We start from the raw sequence: 16,689 nt of genomic DNA on the forward strand, positions 1-16,689 counted from the left end.
GTGGGACGGCGCGGTCATGGTCCGTGGCGACGTGGTCTCCTCGCGCCCCGACACCTCGGCGGCACCATCATGACTCTGCGGTATCGCGGGTGGGGCGGTGGGCCGCCACGCCGTCCCCTCCGCGACCGGCACCCGGCCCGTACGCAGCGCGCCGGGCCGACGTGTCGTCGGCCCGGCGTCGCGGCTGCGCGAGTCAGCTCTTGAAGGCGTCCTTGATCTTCTCGCCGGCCTGCTTGAGGTTCGACTTGGCCTGGTCGTTGCGGCCCTCGGCCTCGAGGCGCTCGTCGTCGGTCGCCCGGCCGAGCCCTTCCTTGACCTTGCCGGCGGTGTTCTCGGACGCGTTGTTGATCTTGTCGTCGATACCCATGCGAACCTCCAGATTGCAGTTCCTCCGACGCCTCCGATGTACCCCCGCGTCGAACGGGGGAAACCCGACCCTCGGCGCAGGATCACTGAAAGTGATCACCGAGGCTGTTCGGCGACCGGACGGAAGCGGCGCAGCCGGAGACTGTTGGCGACCACGAAGACCGACGAGAACGCCATCGCGGCCCCGGCGATCATCGGGTTGAGCAGCCCGCCGGCGGCCAGTGGCAGGGCGGCGACGTTGTAGGCGAAGGCCCAGAACAGGTTGCCCTTGATGACGGCGAGGGTGCGGCGGGAGAGCCGGATGGCGTCCACCGCGGCGGTCAGGTCGCCCCGGACCAGGGTCAGGTCGGACGCCTCGATCGCCGCGTCCGTACCGGTGCCCATGGCCAGGCCCAGGTCGGCCCGGGCGAGGGCGGCGGCGTCGTTGACCCCGTCACCGACCATCGCCACGGTCCTCCCCTCGGCCTGGAGCCGCCGGACCACGTCGACCTTTTCGGTGGGCAGCACCTCGGCGATCACCTCGTCGATGCCCACCTCGGCGGCGACCGCGCGGGCGACCGTGGCGTTGTCCCCGGTGAGCAGCACCGGGGACAGGCCCAGCCCGCGCAGGCCGGCGACGGCCGCCCGGCTGGTCGGCCGGACCACGTCGGCGACCGCGAGGACCCCCCGGGCCCGGCCGTCCCAGCCGGCCACCACCGCCGTCCGGCCGGCGGCCTCCGCGTCGGTCACCGCCCGCACGACCCCGTCAGGTACGTCGAGACCCCGCTCGCGCAGCAGCCGCAGCCGGCCGACCACCACCTCGCGGCCGTCGACCACGCCGGTGACGCCCAGTCCCTCGACGTTGGCGAAGCCGGTGACCGGGAGGACCTCCCCGGCCTCGGCGGCGCCGGCCGCGACCGTGCGGGCGATCGGGTGCTCGGAGCCGGCCTCCAGCGCCCCGGCGAACCGGAGCAGCTCGGCGGCGTCGCCACCCTCGGCGGGGAGCACGTCGACCAGGGTCATCCGGCCGGTGGTGACGGTGCCGGTCTTGTCGAGCACGACGGTGTCGACCTGGCGGGTGGACTCCAGCACCTCCGGGCCCTTGATCAGGATGCCGAGCTGGGCGCCCCGCCCGGTGCCGACGAGCAGCGCCGTCGGGGTGGCCAGGCCGAGCGCGCACGGGCACGCGATGATCAGCACGGCGACCGCGGCGGTGAAGGCGGCGGTCGGGCCGGCCCCGACGCCGAGCCACCAGCCCAGCGTGCCGACGGCGAGCGCGATCACGATCGGGACGAAGACGCCGGAGATCCGGTCGGCGAGCCGCTGCACGGCCGCCTTGCCGGTCTGCGCCTCCTCGACCAGCTTCGCCATCTGGGCGAGCTGGGTGTCCGCGCCGATCCGGGTGGCGGTGACCACCAGCCGGCCGCCGGCGTTGACCGTCGCGCCGACCACCGGGTCGCCCGGGGTGACCTCGACCGGCACGGACTCGCCGGTGAGCATGCTGGCGTCGACCGCCGAGGTGCCCTCGTCGACCACCCCGTCGGTGGCGATCTTCTCGCCCGGGCGGACCACGAACCGGTCCCCCACCGCGAGCTGGTCGACCGGGATCCGGGTCTCGGCCCCGCCGCGCAGCACCGCGACGTCCCGGGCGCCCAGCTCCAGCAGGGCGCGCAGGGCCGCGCCGGCGGTCCGCTTGGAGCGGGCCTCGAAGTATCGGCCGGCGAGGATGAAGACGGTCACTCCGGCGGCCGCCTCCAGGTAGATGTTGCCGGCGCCGTCGGTGCGGGTGATGTCGAGGCGGAACGGGTGGGTCATCCCGGGCACCCCGGCGTCACCGAGGAAGAGGGCCCAGAGCGACCAGCCGAACGCGGCCAGGGTGCCCAGCGAGACCAGGGTGTCCATGGTCGCCGCGCCGTGCCGCAGGTTGATCCAGGCGGCCCGGTGGAACGGCAGGCCGCCGTAGACGACGACCGGGGCGGCCAGGGTCAGCGACAGCCACTGCCAGTAGGTGAACTGCCAGGCCGGCACCATGGCGAGCAGGATCACCGGGACGGTCAGCGCCACCGACACCCACAACCGGGTACGCAGTCCGCGCAGCTCGTCGACCGGCTCACCGGCCGGCTCCGACGCGCCCGCCGGGTTGGGCGGGGGCGGCAGGACGGCGGTGTAGCCGGTCTTCTCCACGGTGGCGATCAGGTCGTCCGGGCTGACCTCGTCGGCGTACCGGACGGTGGCCTTCTCCGTGGCGTAGTTGACGGTGGCCTGCACGCCCTCCATCCGGTTGAGCTTCTTCTCGATCCGGGCGGCGCAGGACGCGCAGGTCATGCCGCCGATCGCGAGTTCGATCCGGTTCGGGGCGACCGGCAGGGACTCCGTGGTCGATGTCATCGCGGCACCTCCTGTCAGTTGTGCCCGTGACCGGGCGCGCCGTGTCCGGCGTCGCCGGTCGGGGTGGGGGCGGCCGGGGCGACCGTCGGGGCCGCCGGAGCCGCCCCGGTGGTCGGCCCGGGGGTGCCGGCGAAGACGGTGAACTCCGCCGTGTGCACCGCCCCGCCGTGCCGGAAGTCCAGGTAGAGCCGGTAGGCGCCGGCCGAGGGCACCTCGGCGGCGAAGGTCACCGCCGGCCCGGCCGAGGTCCGCCCGTCGCCGGGCGTGCCCTCCGGGTGCACGTGCAGGTACGCCAGGTCGCCCTGGCGCAGCGCCACCAGGTGCCCGTACGCCCCGAGGTAGGGCTGGAGGTCGGTGACCGGCTTCCCGTCCCGGCTGACGGTCAGGGTCAGCCGGCTGGTGCGTCCCGGCTCGGGCGTGCCGGTGAGGGTGACCGTGTAGCCGTCGACCGTGGTGCTGGTGGCCGGCGCCGGCAGCGGCCGGGGGTCGAGCCGGCCGGGGACGGCCACGTCGACGCCGAGGGTGAGCGGCTGACCCCCGGTGGGGGTGAAGTCGGCGAAGGCGCGCCAGAGGCCGGGCCCGCCCAGCGGCGACTCGACCCGCCAGGTGCCGTCGGCGTCCAGCTCGGGGTGGACGTGGCGGAAGCCGGAGAGGTCGCGCCGGGCGACGATCAGGTGCATCCGCTTGTCGTGTGCCACGTCGTAGCGGGTCACCGGCGCGCCGTCGGGGCCGCTGATCCGGAAGGCGAACTGCCCGGCGGGCGCGTCCACCGGTTGCATCGTGTAGCCGCGGTCGGAGACGAGCAGCCCGCCGGGCAGGTGGGTGGCCGCGTCGGCTGCGCCGCCGTGCCCGTCGTCGGTGGCGCCGTGGTCGGTACCGGTGGAGTCGTGGCGGCTCTCGGCGGCGGGGGTGACGGGGTCGGTCAGGTGGCCGACCCCGTACGCCGCGCCGAACACCGCCGCGAGGCCGAGGGCGAAACCGCTCAGCTTCGTCGCCGTGTTCATGGTGCTACCTCGATTTCCGGGTGGGTGACCCGTCACGCCTCGACGAGGTCGTAGCCGGCCTCGTCGACCGCGGCGCGCACGGATCCGGTGTCCAACGGGCCTTCGCTGGTGACGGTGACCCGGCCGGTGGCCAGGTCCACCTGGACGTCGCGGACGCCCTCGATCGCGCTCACCTCGGTGCTGACCGAGTTGACGCAGTGCCCGCAGGTCATGCCCTGCACCTGGTACGTGGTGGTGACCATGGCAGTTCTCCTCTCCCGTCCATCCTATACCCCCCTGGGGTAGGTCGCCCTGGGACCGTAGCATACCCCCCAGGGGTACGCTATCCTTGCCGTCATGACCACACCGGGCACCCCGATCCGGGGCTACACCGCCAGCAAGGACCAACTGCTCGCGCGGCTGCGCCGCGTCGAGGGCCAGGTCCGCGGCGTGGAGAAGATGGTCGACGACGACCGGTACTGCATCGACGTGCTCACCCAGATCTCGGCCATCCAGGCCGCCCTGGACAAGGTCGCCCTCGGCCTGCTCGACGGCCACGCCCGGCACTGCATGCACGAGGGCGCGGCCGAGGGTCGCGCCGACGAGGTGGCCGACGAGATGATGGCCGCCGTCGGCCGCCTGATGAAGCGCGGCTGACCCGTCCGCAGCCGGCGGCCGGGCCGGCCTCCGCGCCGCTGGGCCGAGCGGGGGTGCCCGGCACACCGGACACCCCCTGCGGACCCCGGGCCGCTCAGAGCCGCCCGAGGATCTTCCTCATGGTGTCGATCTCGCTCCGCTGAGCGGTGACGATCTGCTGCGCCATGGCCTTGGCGTCGGCGTTGGCGCCGCCGGCGATCTCCTGCTTCGCCATGGTGATCGCGCCCTCGTGATGGGCGATCATCATGGTCAGGAACTGCCGGTCGAACTCCCTGCCGGAGGCCGCCGCGAGCTTCGCCATGTCGGCGTCGGACATCATGCCCGGCATGCCGTGGTCCATCCCGGGCAGGTGCCCGCCGGACGGGCCGCCCGACGGGACGGGCCGACCCCAGGCGGTGAGCCAGCCGGTCATGGTGGCGATCTCCGGGGCCTGGGCGGCCTTGATCTGCGTCGCCAGCTTCCGGACCTCGGCGTCGCCGGCCCGGCTCTCCGCCAGCTCGGACATCCGTACCGCCTGCTGGTGGTGCGGGATCATCATCTGGGCGAACATCACGTCCGCGTCGCCGAAGGAGGCGGACGCGCCCGGGCTGGCGGAGGCCGGGGCGCCCGTGCCCGGCATGTCGTGGCCGGAGCCGGCCGAGTGGCCGCCGCCGCAGGCGGCCAGGGCGAGAGCGGCGGTGAGGGTGGCGCCGGCCAGGGCGGCACGGCGCGCGATGGTACGAGTGGACACGGTCAGACCTTTCGGTGTGCGGTGGACGGGCAGCGGACCGGCAGGCGCGGCGGAAACCGCGCCGGGCCGACCTATCTGCGCAGCACCGACACCGTGGCGAGGCGGAGCCCGAGCGCGCGCCGGGGCGGTCCCCGTGACCCGGACGACGGCCGGACCGGTCGACCGGATGCGGTCGCGGGCCGGGTCCCCCGCTGCCGGCGCAGCGCCAGCAGCACGGCCGTCCCGAGCGCGCCGAGCACCGCCAGGCAGACGCTCCAGAGCGGCGTTCCCCCGTCCGGAGGCGTGACGGGCAGCACGGCGGCGTGGTCGCGGGTCGCGACGGCCGGCTCCGCGGCTGCGGCTCCGTGTCCACCCGGCCGGTCCGGGGCGGCGGCTCCGTGTCCACCCGGGCGGCTCGGGGCGGCCCGGGCGGGCTCGTCGTGGTGGAGGGGGCCGGACGGCGTACCGGCGACGCCGGAGCCGATCGGATGACCGGGGCCGACGTGCGCGCCGTGGCCGATCGTGTGCATGGCGGCCAGGCCGAGCAGGGTGCAGGTGAGCAGCAGGAGCCGGGGCCACCACCCGGTCGGAACCGCGCTCGCCGTCCGCACGCCACCACGCTAACCCGGCCGGTCCGCGCCAGCCCCGTACGCCACGGATGCCGCCACACTTCGTGACGGTCGGCTCGCCCTGCGGTCTCGGAGCCGGGCGCGGACGGCGAGCCGGGCGGGCGGACCTGGTCTCTCGCTACCATTCTCCGGCGATGACCGTCCGCACCGAGCCGACACCGCCCCGCGCACCGCGTCGGGGCCGGGCGCGGTGGGCGGGAGCGTGGTCGTCCCTCCCGGCGCCGCGACGCCGCCGGGGCGCCTGCTCGCCGTGGGTGACGGCGGCGCTCGCCCGGGGTGACCCCGGGGGCAGTCTTCCGGTCGGCGTGTCCCGCCGGTGAACCCGCCGGCCCGCTGACCCGTACCCCACTCTGGATCGTTGGGAGAACAGCAATGGGCGCCGACCACACCCGTCCCGCTCCGTCCACTCCACCGGGAGTGCGACGGCTCCTCGTCGTGACGGTGGTCCCGCTCTTCGTCGTGACCGTGCTCGCCGCGCTGGTGCTCTGGCCCCGGGACGGCCGGGAGGCGAACAGCGGGGGTGACGTGCCGCGTTACCACGGCACGGTGACCCGGGTGCTGACCGAGCCCTGCCCACCGACGCCGGAACTGCCGGAGGGCACACCGGGGGCGGCCGACGGCCCGTGCGGCACGGTGACCGTCCGGGTGGAGCAGGGCCCGGACACCGGCCGGGAGGTCCAGACGCCGGTGCCGTCCGGCCCGGGCGCCCCGACGGTGGCGGTGGACGACGAGATCGTGCTGGTGAAGCTCACCGACCCGGCGGACCCGACGTCCAGCAGCTACAACATCGCCGAGCACCAGCGCGGCAAGCCGCTCGTCTGGCTGGTCGCCCTCTTCGCGGCGGCGATCGTGGCCTTCGGACGCTGGCGGGGCCTGGCGGCGCTGGCCGGGCTGGGCGCGAGCTTCGCCATCCTGCTCACCTTCGTGGTGCCCGGCATCTCGGCGGGCGGCTCACCGCTGCTGATCGCGATCACCGGCGCCGCCCTGATCATGTTCGTGGTGCTGTACCTGACCCACGGGATCACCGCGCAGACGTCGGTGGCGGTGCTCGGCACCCTGGGCAGCCTGGTGCTGACCGGTCTCCTCGGCAGCCTGGCCACCGCCGCCACCCACCTGACGGGCTTCGGCAGCGAGGAGGCCACCACGCTGTCGCTGTACCAACGCGACGTCGACCTGCACGGCCTGCTGCTCGCCGGGATCATCATCGGCTCGCTCGGCGTGCTGGACGACGTCACCGTCACCCAGGCGGCCACCGTCACCGAACTCGCCCACGCCAACCCGAGCCTGTCCCGGTTGCAGCTCTACCGGGCCGCTACCCGGGTCGGCCGGGCGCACATCGCCTCCACGGTCAACACCATCGTGCTGGCGTACGCGGGCGCCTCGCTGCCGCTGCTGCTCCTGCTGACCGCCGACAGCCGGGCGGTCGGCGAGATCCTCACCAGCGAGTTCCTGGCCCAGGAGATCGTCCGGAGCGCGGTGGCGACCCTCGGCCTGGTGGCCGCCGTACCCCTGACCACCGGGCTGGCCGCGCTGGTCACCACCGCCGGACGCGGCCCGGCCGGCGACGCCCCGCCGGCCGACCGCCCGACGCCCACGCCCCGGCCCCCGGCCGACCGGGACGCGGCACTGGAGGCGCTCAGCGCGCCACGCCACGGCCCACCGTCCACCCCGACCCCCGCGGGGTGGCCCGAACCGGAAAGGAACACGGACACCGCATGGTGACACTCCTCAGCGCAACCGCCGCCGGTGCGGCGGTTGTCGACCGCGTCACTGGTCACGCATCGTTATTGCGAAATAACGCTTTTAGTCGGGTTCTGGACGTAGATCCCCGGTACTCCTCTCGGGTAACCTCGCTGCCGGTCACCGCCGAAGGCGCGCAGCGGCGCCTGCGGTGCCGCCGCCCAATCGCCGCACGGCGAGCCGGGGAACCAGGTACATGGGGTGAATCCGCGCGAGCGGTAGGGACCACTTCCGTCCCGAACCCGTCAGCTAACCCGGTCGGCGGTCGACGGAAGGGAACACTGTGACGGCACCCCTGCGCCGCTGGTTGACACCGGCGGTGGCCGTGCTCACCGCTCTGGCCATCCTCGCCGGGCCGACCCCGGCGATCGCCGCCCCCTCGACGCCCACCCCCTCCGGGCACGAGGAGGACGAAGAGCCCGAACTGCTCACCGACGTCATCGAGCTGCGCAACCGCCAGTACGCCAAGGCGAAGTCGCAGCTGGAGAAGTCCAAGAAGCGCCAGCGGGAATTCGCGCTGGAGATCCGCCGCGCCGAGGAGGATCTGGAGGCGCTGCGGCCCCAGGTCAGCCAGATCGCCGCACAGTCCTACCGCACCGGGCGGATCGGCGCGGCCGCGATCCTGCTGGACAGCAAGGCGCCGGACACGTTCCTCAAGCGGGCCTCCGCGCTGGACGAGCTGAACATGGTCAACGCGCAGAAGCTGAGCGAGGTCACCTCCGCCAAGACCCGCGCCGAGCGGGCCAAGCTGGAGCTCGACGGCGAGGTGCGCGAGCAGCAGAAGCTCACCAACGACATGGCCCGGGAGAGCCGGGAGGCGGAGAAGGCTCTCGCGCTGGTCGGCGGCAAGGGCTTCACCGGCGGCCTGGTGTCGGCCGAATCCCCGGTGGCCCGGATCGCGCCGGGCCGGACGGCGGACGGCGGCTGGCGCCCCGAGGGACGTACCGAGGACGACCCCACCACCTCCGGCCTGATCACCCCCCGCACGCTGCACGCGTACAAGGAGGTGCGGCGGGCCGGTTTCAAGCGCTTCGTCGGCTGCTACCGGCCGGGCGGGCCGTGGGAGCACCCGAAGGGCAAGGCCTGCGACTGGTCGTTGCAGAACAGCGGCTTCGCCCCCTGGTACAACAACGACACCCGCCGGTACGGCAACGACCTCACCGCGTTCCTGGTCCGCAACGCCGACCGGCTCGGCATCTACTACGTCATCTGGAACCGGCAGATCTGGTTCCCGGCGACCGGGTGGAAGTCGTACAGCGGCCCGTCGGACCACACCGACCACGTGCACATGTCGATGCTCTAGCGACACCGCGCAGCCCGAGGGCCGTCCCGCCGCGTGCGGGGCGGCCCTCGTCGTCCGGGCCGGATCAGCCGGCGACCACGGCCGGGCGCCCGCCCTGGGCCGGCGGCGAAACGACGGCGGCAGCGGCGGGGACCGCCGCCACCGTCCGGACCTCACCGGCGGCGAGCCGGTACGACATCCCGACCACCGCGCACCGCCCGGCGGCCACCTCGGCGGCGAGCGCGGCGGAGGAGCCGAGCATGGCCTCCACGGTCTGGGCGATGTGGATGTCGACGATGCCGTCGACGTCGTCCACGCCCTCCTCGGCCGCCCGGCGCAGGCTCGGCCCGACCGCGTCCACCACGGCCCGGAGGTGCCCGGTCGGCGGCGTGCCGGTCCGGGCGGCGTCCCGGGCGGCCTGCACGGCTCCACAGGAGTCGTGGCCCAGCACCACCACCAGCGGGGTGCCGAGGACGGTGACGCCGTACTCGACGCTGCCGAGCACCTCGGGGCCGACGGTGTGCCCGGCGGTGCGGACCACGAAGAGGTCGCCCAGCCCCCGGTCGAAGATGATCTCGGCGGCGAGGCGGGAGTCGGAGCAGCCGACGATCACCGCGAAGGGGTTCTGCCCGTCGGCGACGGCGGCCCGGTGGCCGGCGTCCTGGTTGGGGTGGCGCGGCGTGCCGGTGACGAACCGCCGGTTGCCCGCGTGCAGCTCGGCGAGCGCCTGGGTCGGAGTGGTCGGGGCCATTCCCTCACCTCGGTCCGTGGTCGGGTTGGTCAACCGGCCGGCGACGGAGGCGGCCTCGCCGCCCACCGTCACACGCACCCGAAGATACGTCAAGAATCACGTGATACAGATTTCATGCTTTGGCCCGGCCGCGCCGGGCCGGGCCGGCCACCCCCTGACCAGGGCAGGGCCGAAAATCCGAACGCCGGGCCATACGATGGCGGGCATGGCGACGACAGCGGGCGGGAACGGGAGCACCCGGCACTGGACCTTCCTCACCAACCACGCGCACGTGCTGCTCGCCATCGCGCGCAACCCCACCGCGCGGCTGCGGGACGTCGCCGCCGAGGTCGGGGTGACCGAGCGGGCCGCCCAGGCGATCGTCGCCGACCTCGAGGCCGGCGGCTACCTGCGGCGCACCCGGGTGGGGCGGCGCAACGAGTACACGGTCAACCCGACCGGCCACTTCCGGCACCCCGCCGAGGCGGACCGCCAGGTCGGCGACCTGCTCGCCCTCTTCACCGCCGCACCGGCCGAGCCCCGCTCCTGAGCGCCCGGCCCGCGCGGCCCCGCCCGTCACCGCACGGACGCTCCAACGGCGGTAATCTCACCGGGTGCGCGAGACCATCCGGCCCGACGGCACGCCGGTAACCCGGCCCGCCGGAGGCACGTCCCGGGCCGTCCTCAGCGGGGTCACGGCGGCCCTGCTCGCCACCCTCGTCGTACCGCCGGCGCCGGCCGTGGCCGCGCCCGGCTGCGCCGGCCCACGCAGCCAACCCGCCCCCACCGAGACGCCGTGGGCGCTGCGCCGGCTGGACCCGACGTCGGCGTGGCGGATCACCCGCGGCGAGGGCGCCACCGTCGCCGTCATCGACTCCGGGGTCTCCCCGGCCCACCCGCTGCTCAAGGGCCAGGTGCGCGAGGGCCGGGACTACAACGGGCTACCGGCGGCGCGGGGCCAGTGCGACCAGGCCGGGCACGGCACCATCGTGGCCGGCATCATCGCCGGCCGGGAGGGCACCGGCGCCCCCTACAGCGGCATCGCGCCCGCGGCCCGGATCCTGCCGATCCGGGTCCTGCCCGACACCCGGCAGTCCAGCGACACCGGCCTGCCCGTGGAGATCGGCCAGGCGATCCGCTGGGCGGTCGAACAGGACGTCCAGGTGATCAACTTGTCGCTGGCCACGTTCGACCGGCCGGAGCTGGCCGCCGCCGTCGAGTACGCCCTGTCGAAGAACGTCGTGGTGGTGGCCGCCGCCGGCAACCGCCAGGAGGAACAGCAGGACCGGCCCGCCTACCCGGCCGCGTACCCGGGGGTGATCGCGGTGGCCGGGGTGGACCCGCAGGGCGGTCACGTCGGCAGTTCGGTCAGCGGCGACTACGTCGACGTCGCCGCCCCGGGCCTGGACATCATCGGACCCGCGCCGTCGGGGGCCGGCTACCTCACCGAACCGCAGGGCGGCACCAGCTTCGCCGCCGCGTACGTCTCCGGGGTGGCCGCGTTGCTGCTCTCCGCCGAGCCCGACCTCACCCCGGAGCAGGTGGCCCACCGGATCACCCGGACGGCCGACAACCCGCCCGACGGTCACAACCCCGAGGTCGGTTACGGGGTGGTGAACCCGTACCGGGCGCTGACCAGCCTGCTCGGCACCCGCAGCGACCCGCCGGCCGGCGCGCTGCCACCCCCCGCGCCCACCCGTGACCCGCTGGCCGGGCAGCGCACCGTGGCGCTCTGGGCGGCGGGGGTCGGGGCGGTCGTCGCCGGGCTGCTGCTGGCCGCCCGGCCGATCCTGGACCGGGGGCGGCGTCGCGGCTGGCGTCCCGGCCGTCGCACCGAGCCGGTGGACGCCTGAGCCGCAGCCGGGCCGATCGGTTAGCGACGCGCCGCCCGGGTCGGCGGCTCGACGGAGGGCCCGGTGACGCGAAGCGGCTCCGACCCGGAAGAACCGGACCGGAGCCGCGCGGGCGACAACGTCAGCTCCACACCTTGGCGTTGCTCATCTCGGTGGAGACGTAGTTCTCGCGGGCGACGCCGACCGCGCCACCGATCTCGTTCAGGATCCGGTTGATGTCCCGGACAGCGGTGTCCCACTGCGCCTGGTGCTGCTCGTAGGCGGCCCGGTCCTGGCCGTCCCACTCCAGCTTGGCCAGCATCGACCGCAGCGTGTCGAGCTTCTCGTCGATGGTCTTCGAGATGCTCTGCATCTGCTGGTTGGCGCTCTCGAGGACGGCGTAGTCAACCTTGATGCTCATGAGTTCCTCCCCTGCTCGTCTCGGCGGATCACGGGTTGAGCGCAGAGTGGAACTTGTCCAGCATCTGCTGCTGCTCCTCGTCGTTGACCTGGTGCGTCGTACCCGACTTGTCGAGCAGGTCGGCGATGTTGTCCATCGCCGTCAGCAGCTTGACCGTGTCCTCGTTCCAACGCGTCATCAGCGACTGGAAGCCAGTGGACGCCTGGCCCTTCCAGGCGATGGCCAGGTCGTCGACCACGTTCCACAGCTTCTTCAGCTCGCCGTCGACCTCGCTGCGCGTGGACCGCACGTCACTCGCGGCGGTATGCAGAGTCGCTGCTTCGACCTCGAACGCCATGCTTCACACCCTTCCGTCATGTTGTGGCGGCGGAACTGCCGCGCCCCTCCCCCGCGGCAAGGCCAACACCCCACCGACGGACACTCCTCAGGAGACGGTAGCCCACCGCGTCCAGCGCGCGCAGCCCTGTTCACGCGAGTTCCGGTCGAGGCTCGGGGCCCTGTGGAGGGAGCCCCTGGTCAGGTCGAAAATGCCGCGACCCATCGACGGGCTTCCCCGGCCGAGGACGATCAGGACGCTCCGCGAAGAGCAGGGCGAGTCACCGATTCCTCACCGGTCCTTACCGCTCGGCAGGGTCAGCTTCCGCCCGGCAGGATCAGCCGGCGGCCTGCGAGCCTGCCGGACCATCGCCGGACCGGTCGCGAGCAGGCCGGCCAGCAGCGCGACCGCGAGCCACATGACCGGCTTGTCGAGCGCCCGATCCACCAGCACCGGGAGCATGAGCGCCACTGCCGCCAGCGCCAGCACGGCGACCGCGAGCCGCAGCGCCCGCGACGGGCGCAGCCGCTCGTACAGGCTGCACAGCACTCCCAGGACGACCGCCAGCAGGGCGGTCAGGAAGAACCAGGTCTGCCACATCATCTCTCCCCGTTTCCAATCCGCCGCCCGTCCGACCGGCTCACGCCGGGTCGGCCCAGGCGATCTGGACGAGTTGCTGGCCGTCCCGGCGGCGCACCAGGGTGCCCCGGCCCGGCGGCTGCGGGGTGGGCCGCAGCGTGCCGAACACGGCACCCTCCTCCCGGTTGCCGGACATCAGCAGGCCCGGCGAGTCCAGTTCCCGCAGGCGTTGCAGCACCGGTTCGTAGAGGGCCCGGGCCACACCGCCCACCCGGCGGGTGACGATCAGGTGCAGGCCGATGTCCCGGGCCTGGGGCAGCAGCTCGTGCAGGGCGCTGAGCGGGTTGCTGCCGCCCGAGGCAACCAGGTCGTAGTCGTCCACCAGGATGTAGAGGTCCGGCCCCTTCCACCAGCTGCGGTCGCGCAACTGGGCGGTGGTGACGTCCGGGCCGGGCAGCCGGTTCTGCAGGGCGCTGCGGATCGAGCCGAGCCCCTGGCTGAACACCTGGTTGGACGGGGCGTAGTCGAGCAGGTGGTCACCCTCGACCGCGCCGAGCAGGCCGCGCCGGTAGTCGGCGATGACGATCCGGGCCTGGGCCGGGGTGTACCGGTCGACGATCCCCCGCGCGATCACCCGCAACACGTTGGTCTTGCCGCACTCCGCGTCGCCGAAGACGGTCAGGTGCGGCTCGTTCGCCAGGTCCAGGTGGACCGGCGCGAGCGCCGACTCGTTGACCCCGATCGGCAGGCCCGGCACCGACCGGTCGGCGACCTGGACCAGCTCGTGCAGCGGCAGCCGGCGCGGCAGCAGCCGCACCTTCGGAGCCGGGCGGCCCGGCCACGCGTCCGCGACGTGCCGGGCCAGCGCCACCGACGCCTCGGTCAGGTCCTCGATGTCGCGCTTGCCGTCGATCCGGGATACCGCAGTGAGGAAGTGCAGCTTGTCCCGGGTGAGCCCCCGGCCCGGGGCGCCGGTCGGCACGTTCGCCGCGGCCCGGCGGTCGATCTCCGACTCGTTGGCGTCACCCAGCCGCAGCTCCAGCTTGGTGCCGAGCAGGTCCCGCATGTTGATCCGGATCTCCGCCCAGCGCACCGCGGTCAGCACCACGTGCACGCCGAAGCCCAGGCCCCGGTTGGCCAGGTTGGTGATGGTCTGCTCCAGCTCCTCGTACTCCTGGCGCAGCGTGTTCCAGCCGTCCACCACGAGGAAGACGTCGCCGAACGGGTCGTCGGCGAACTCGCCGGCCGCCCGGCGGCGTCGGTAGCCGGCGACCGAGTCGATGCCGTGCTGGGCGAACCGGTTCTCCCGGTCGTCGAGGATCGCCAGCACCTCGGCCACCGTGCGGCGGACCGCCTCGGTGTCGCGGCGACCGGCCACCCCGGCCACGTGCGGCAGCCCCTCCAGGCTGCGCAGCGCGCCACCGCCGAAGTCGAGGCAGTAGAACTGCGCCTCGCGCGGGGTGTGGGTGAGCGCCAGCGACGCGATCATCGAACGGAGCAGGGTGCTCTTGCCGCTCAGGGCGGCACCCACGATCACCACGTTGCCGCCCGCGCCGGCCAGCTCGACCATCATCGGGTCCCGCCGCTGCTCGTACGGGCGGTCGACGACACCGACCGGGACGGTGAGCCGGCCCCGGCCGGGCCAGTTGGCGGTGGTCAGCCCGAAGGTCGGGTGGGCGGCCAGCGGGCCGAGCAGCTCACCGAGGCTCGGCGGTTCCGCCAGCGGCGGGAGCCACACCTGGTGCGCCGGGGTGCCCTTGCCCTTGAGGCGGTCGATGAGCACGTCCAGCATCGCCACGGCCTTGCCGTCGGCCGGCTGCTCGGGCGCCGGCGCGACCTCGACCGGCGCCTGCGGCACCCGCACCGGCACGAAGTTCACCCCGTACGGCACGATCCGTCGCTGCACCAGTGCCCGGGACGACTGCGCCGCCTGCCCCGGCGCCCGGTACGGCCCCGAGACGTACGCGGCCCGGAACCGCAGCATGGTGCTGGTGTCGGTCTTGAGGTAGCCGTGCCCGGGCGCGTTGGGCAGCTCGTACGCGTCGGGCACGCCCAGCACGATCCGGCTCTCCACCGCCGAGAAGGTGCGCAGACCGATCCGGTACGACAGGTGGGTGTCGAGGCCGCGCAGCTTTCCCTCCTCCAACCGCTGGCTGGCCAGCAGCAGGTGCACGCCGAGCGACCGGCCGAGCCGGCCGATCATCACGAAGAGGTCGATGAAGTCCGGCTTCGCGGCGAGCAGCTCGCTGAACTCGTCGCAGATGATGAGCAGGCTCGGCATCGGGGCGAGCGGCTCGCCGGCCGCCCGGGCCTTCTCGTAGTCGAACCGGGAGACGTAGTTGCCGGCGGCCCGCAGCACCTCCTGCCGGCGGGTCATCTCACCGGCGAGCGCGTCCCGCATCCGGTCGACCAGCGGCAGCTCGTCGGCCAGGTTGGTGATCACGGCGCTGGTGTGCGGCAGCGCCTCCAGCGAGGCGAAGGTGGCGCCGCCCTTGAAGTCGACCAGGACGAAGTTGAGCTCCTCCGACGAGTGGGTCACGGCGAGCGCGCCGACGACAGTGCGCAGCAGCTCGCTCTTGCCGGAGCCGGTGGCGCCGATGACCAGCCCGTGCGGGCCCATGCCCTCGTGCGCGGACTCCTTGAAGTCCAGCTCGACGACGTTGCCGTCCGGGCCCACCCCGAGCGGGATGCGCAGCCGGTCCCGGTGCCCGCGCGGCCGCCAGGTCTGCTGCACGTCGACGGTCGCGGCGTCGCCCACCCCGAGCAGGTCGGGCAGTTCCATGCTGCGGGCCAGCGGCTCCTCCGCCGTGGCCTGCTGCTGGGAGAGCCGGTACGGCGCGATCTGCCGGGCCAGCCCCTCGGCGGCGGCGGCGTCGAGCCGGTCCGGGCGGCCCAGCCGCGAGGTGGAGGTGCCCCGGACCAGCTCCAGCGAGCTGCCGTCACCGGCGTCCAGGCAGAGCAGCCAGCGGCCGGCGTCGCGGGGCACGGTCCCGGAGAGGTCGATGGTGGTGGCGCCGAGCAGGCCCGGCCCCATCAGCTGGCAGGTCGCCGAGACCTCGCCGCCGTCGATCACCACCACCAGGTGCGGGGCGGAGGTCAGCGGCTTGGCCTCCGGGGCGAAGCGGGGCCGCCCGGCCAGCTCCGCGGCGAGCGCCTCCTCGGCCTCGGCGAGGCTGGCGAAGACCAGCCGGCGGGCGCCGGCCGCGTCGGTCCGCGCGCTGTGGTGGGCGTGCGGCAACCACTTCACCCAGTCCCACACCTGCTGCCGGTCCGGTGCGGCGACCACCGCGAGGAGCAGGTCGTCCGGGGCGTGGAAGGTGACCAGCTGGGCCAGGGCCGCCCGGGTCAGGTCGAGCACCGGCTCCCGGTCACCGCGCAGCGCGATCCGGCTGAACGCCCGCAGCGACAGCGCGGTGGGCAGGTCGGGCACCGTGGAGTGGGCCCGGACGAACCGGCGCAGCGCGATCGCGCTCATCGGCTCCAGATCCTCCACCGGCTTGGTCTCCGGCGGGACGATCTCCACGGCGAGCCGCTGCGGCCCGGTGGCGATCCGCAGCTCGCCGAAGTCGTCCTCGGTGATCCGCCGCTCCCACATCCGGCGGGACGCGGCGATCGACCAGAGGGTGTCCGGCTCCGGGTGGCGCCAGGTCATCGCGGCCCGCTGCTGCTCGGCGGCGCGCCGGGTGCGCTTGCGCATCTGGGCCAGGTACCGCATGTAGTCGCGGCGCTCGGCGTTCAGCTCCGCCTTGTCGTTGCCGCTGCCGGTGGTCAGCGTGCCGAGCGCCATGCCCAGCATGGACACTCCGAAGAGGCCACCCGCCACGTAGGTCATGGTCGAGCCGCCCCGACCGGCGTAGAGGAAGGCCATCGCGCCGACGCCGCAGAGCATCGGCAGGATCATCAGCAGCTGGGCCATGCTGCGGGGAGTCGGTTCGGGCAGCTCCGGTGGGGATTCCAGCAGCACCTCGCCGCGCGGCAGGGCGGGCCCGGGTTGACGCGGAAGCCGGCGGAACACCACGGTGCTCACGGCTGTCTCCTCCCCAGAAGCGGCCCTCGAGCCGACCGGAGTTCTCGGGTG

The 16,689-nt window shown here is 74.0% G+C and carries 16 protein-coding genes and 1 riboswitch; of the genes, 5 read left to right on the forward strand and 11 right to left on the reverse strand.

Annotation, left to right across the window (positions count from 1 at the left end; translation table 11 throughout):
* Positions 1-193: 193 nt before the first annotated feature.
* From V6U79_RS06285 to V6U79_RS06300, 4 genes are all read right to left on the reverse strand, one after another.
* Complete coding sequence (locus V6U79_RS06285; RefSeq protein ID WP_334531499.1) at positions 194-367, reverse strand: CsbD family protein; 174 nt, start codon at positions 365-367, stop codon at positions 194-196.
* A 95-nt stretch (positions 368-462) separates the two neighbouring features.
* Positions 463-2,733 carry a heavy metal translocating P-type ATPase gene (locus V6U79_RS06290; protein WP_334613882.1) on the reverse strand — a complete coding sequence of 757 codons (2,271 nt, stop codon included), beginning with the start codon at positions 2,731-2,733 and terminating at the stop codon, positions 463-465.
* Positions 2,734-2,747: 14 nt separating this feature from the next.
* Positions 2,748-3,737, reverse strand: coding sequence for a DUF8832 domain-containing protein (locus V6U79_RS06295; RefSeq protein ID WP_334613883.1), 990 nt, complete (start codon positions 3,735-3,737; stop codon positions 2,748-2,750).
* 32 nt (positions 3,738-3,769) lie between these two features.
* Positions 3,770-3,979, reverse strand: coding sequence for a heavy-metal-associated domain-containing protein (locus V6U79_RS06300; protein WP_334613885.1), 210 nt, complete (start codon positions 3,977-3,979; stop codon positions 3,770-3,772).
* Positions 3,980-4,073: 94 nt separating this feature from the next.
* On the opposite strand from V6U79_RS06300, the gene V6U79_RS06305 reads away from it, so the two are divergent.
* On the forward strand, positions 4,074-4,373 hold the full coding sequence (locus tag V6U79_RS06305) for a metal-sensitive transcriptional regulator (RefSeq protein ID WP_334531511.1): 300 nt from the start codon (positions 4,074-4,076) through the stop codon (positions 4,371-4,373).
* A gap of 94 nt (positions 4,374-4,467) precedes the next feature.
* Here the strand turns inward: V6U79_RS06305 and V6U79_RS06310 are convergent, their stop codons facing one another.
* Both V6U79_RS06310 and V6U79_RS06315 read right to left on the reverse strand, forming a co-directional pair.
* Entirely contained in the window at positions 4,468-5,103 is a 636-nt protein-coding gene (locus V6U79_RS06310; RefSeq protein WP_334613886.1) for a DUF305 domain-containing protein, read from the reverse strand.
* Positions 5,104-5,174: 71 nt separating this feature from the next.
* Positions 5,175-5,693 (reverse strand): hypothetical protein, encoded by a 519-nt coding sequence (locus V6U79_RS06315; RefSeq protein ID WP_334613887.1) that lies wholly within the window; start codon positions 5,691-5,693, stop codon positions 5,175-5,177.
* Positions 5,694-6,083: 390 nt separating this feature from the next.
* Here V6U79_RS06315 and V6U79_RS06320 point away from each other — a divergent pair, with 390 nt between their 5' ends.
* A complete protein-coding gene (locus V6U79_RS06320) occupies positions 6,084-7,433 on the forward strand; it encodes a YibE/F family protein (RefSeq protein WP_334613888.1) in 1,350 nt (449 codons plus the stop codon).
* Positions 7,434-7,599: 166 nt separating this feature from the next.
* Positions 7,600-7,730: riboswitch (cyclic di-AMP (ydaO/yuaA leader) on the forward strand.
* A 4-nt stretch (positions 7,731-7,734) separates the two neighbouring features.
* Complete coding sequence (locus V6U79_RS06325) at positions 7,735-8,754, forward strand: coiled-coil domain-containing protein (protein WP_334613889.1); 1,020 nt, start codon at positions 7,735-7,737, stop codon at positions 8,752-8,754.
* Positions 8,755-8,818: 64 nt separating this feature from the next.
* On the opposite strand, the gene V6U79_RS06330 is transcribed toward V6U79_RS06325, so the two are convergent.
* Positions 8,819-9,484 (reverse strand): carbonic anhydrase, encoded by a 666-nt coding sequence (locus V6U79_RS06330; protein WP_334531525.1) that lies wholly within the window; start codon positions 9,482-9,484, stop codon positions 8,819-8,821.
* 196 nt (positions 9,485-9,680) lie between these two features.
* Between V6U79_RS06330 and V6U79_RS06335 the strand changes: the two genes are divergently transcribed.
* Both V6U79_RS06335 and mycP read left to right on the forward strand, forming a co-directional pair.
* Positions 9,681-10,013: a helix-turn-helix transcriptional regulator gene (locus V6U79_RS06335; protein ID WP_334531528.1), complete on the forward strand. Its 333-nt coding sequence runs from the start codon at positions 9,681-9,683 to the stop codon at positions 10,011-10,013.
* A gap of 64 nt (positions 10,014-10,077) precedes the next feature.
* Positions 10,078-11,316, forward strand: a complete 1,239-nt coding sequence (gene mycP / locus V6U79_RS06340) for a type VII secretion-associated serine protease mycosin (protein ID WP_334531530.1) — start codon at positions 10,078-10,080, stop codon at positions 11,314-11,316.
* 121 nt (positions 11,317-11,437) lie between these two features.
* Here mycP and V6U79_RS06345 read toward each other — a convergent pair whose 3' ends face one another.
* The 4 genes from V6U79_RS06345 to eccCa all read right to left on the reverse strand — a co-directional run bounded on the left by V6U79_RS06345 (position 11,438) and on the right by eccCa (position 16,638).
* On the reverse strand, positions 11,438-11,716 hold the full coding sequence (locus V6U79_RS06345) for a WXG100 family type VII secretion target (protein WP_334531533.1): 279 nt from the start codon (positions 11,714-11,716) through the stop codon (positions 11,438-11,440).
* A gap of 28 nt (positions 11,717-11,744) precedes the next feature.
* On the reverse strand, positions 11,745-12,053 hold the full coding sequence (locus V6U79_RS06350) for a WXG100 family type VII secretion target (protein WP_088977186.1): 309 nt from the start codon (positions 12,051-12,053) through the stop codon (positions 11,745-11,747).
* A 270-nt stretch (positions 12,054-12,323) separates the two neighbouring features.
* Positions 12,324-12,632 carry a hypothetical protein gene (locus V6U79_RS06355; RefSeq protein WP_334531535.1) on the reverse strand — a complete coding sequence of 103 codons (309 nt, stop codon included), beginning with the start codon at positions 12,630-12,632 and terminating at the stop codon, positions 12,324-12,326.
* A 40-nt stretch (positions 12,633-12,672) separates the two neighbouring features.
* Complete coding sequence (gene eccCa / locus V6U79_RS06360) at positions 12,673-16,638, reverse strand: type VII secretion protein EccCa (RefSeq protein ID WP_334613891.1); 3,966 nt, start codon at positions 16,636-16,638, stop codon at positions 12,673-12,675.
* Between the last annotated feature and the right edge of the window lie 51 nt (positions 16,639-16,689).

The organism is Micromonospora psammae (assembly GCF_036902725.1).
GTDB lineage: Bacteria > Actinomycetota > Actinomycetes > Mycobacteriales > Micromonosporaceae > Micromonospora.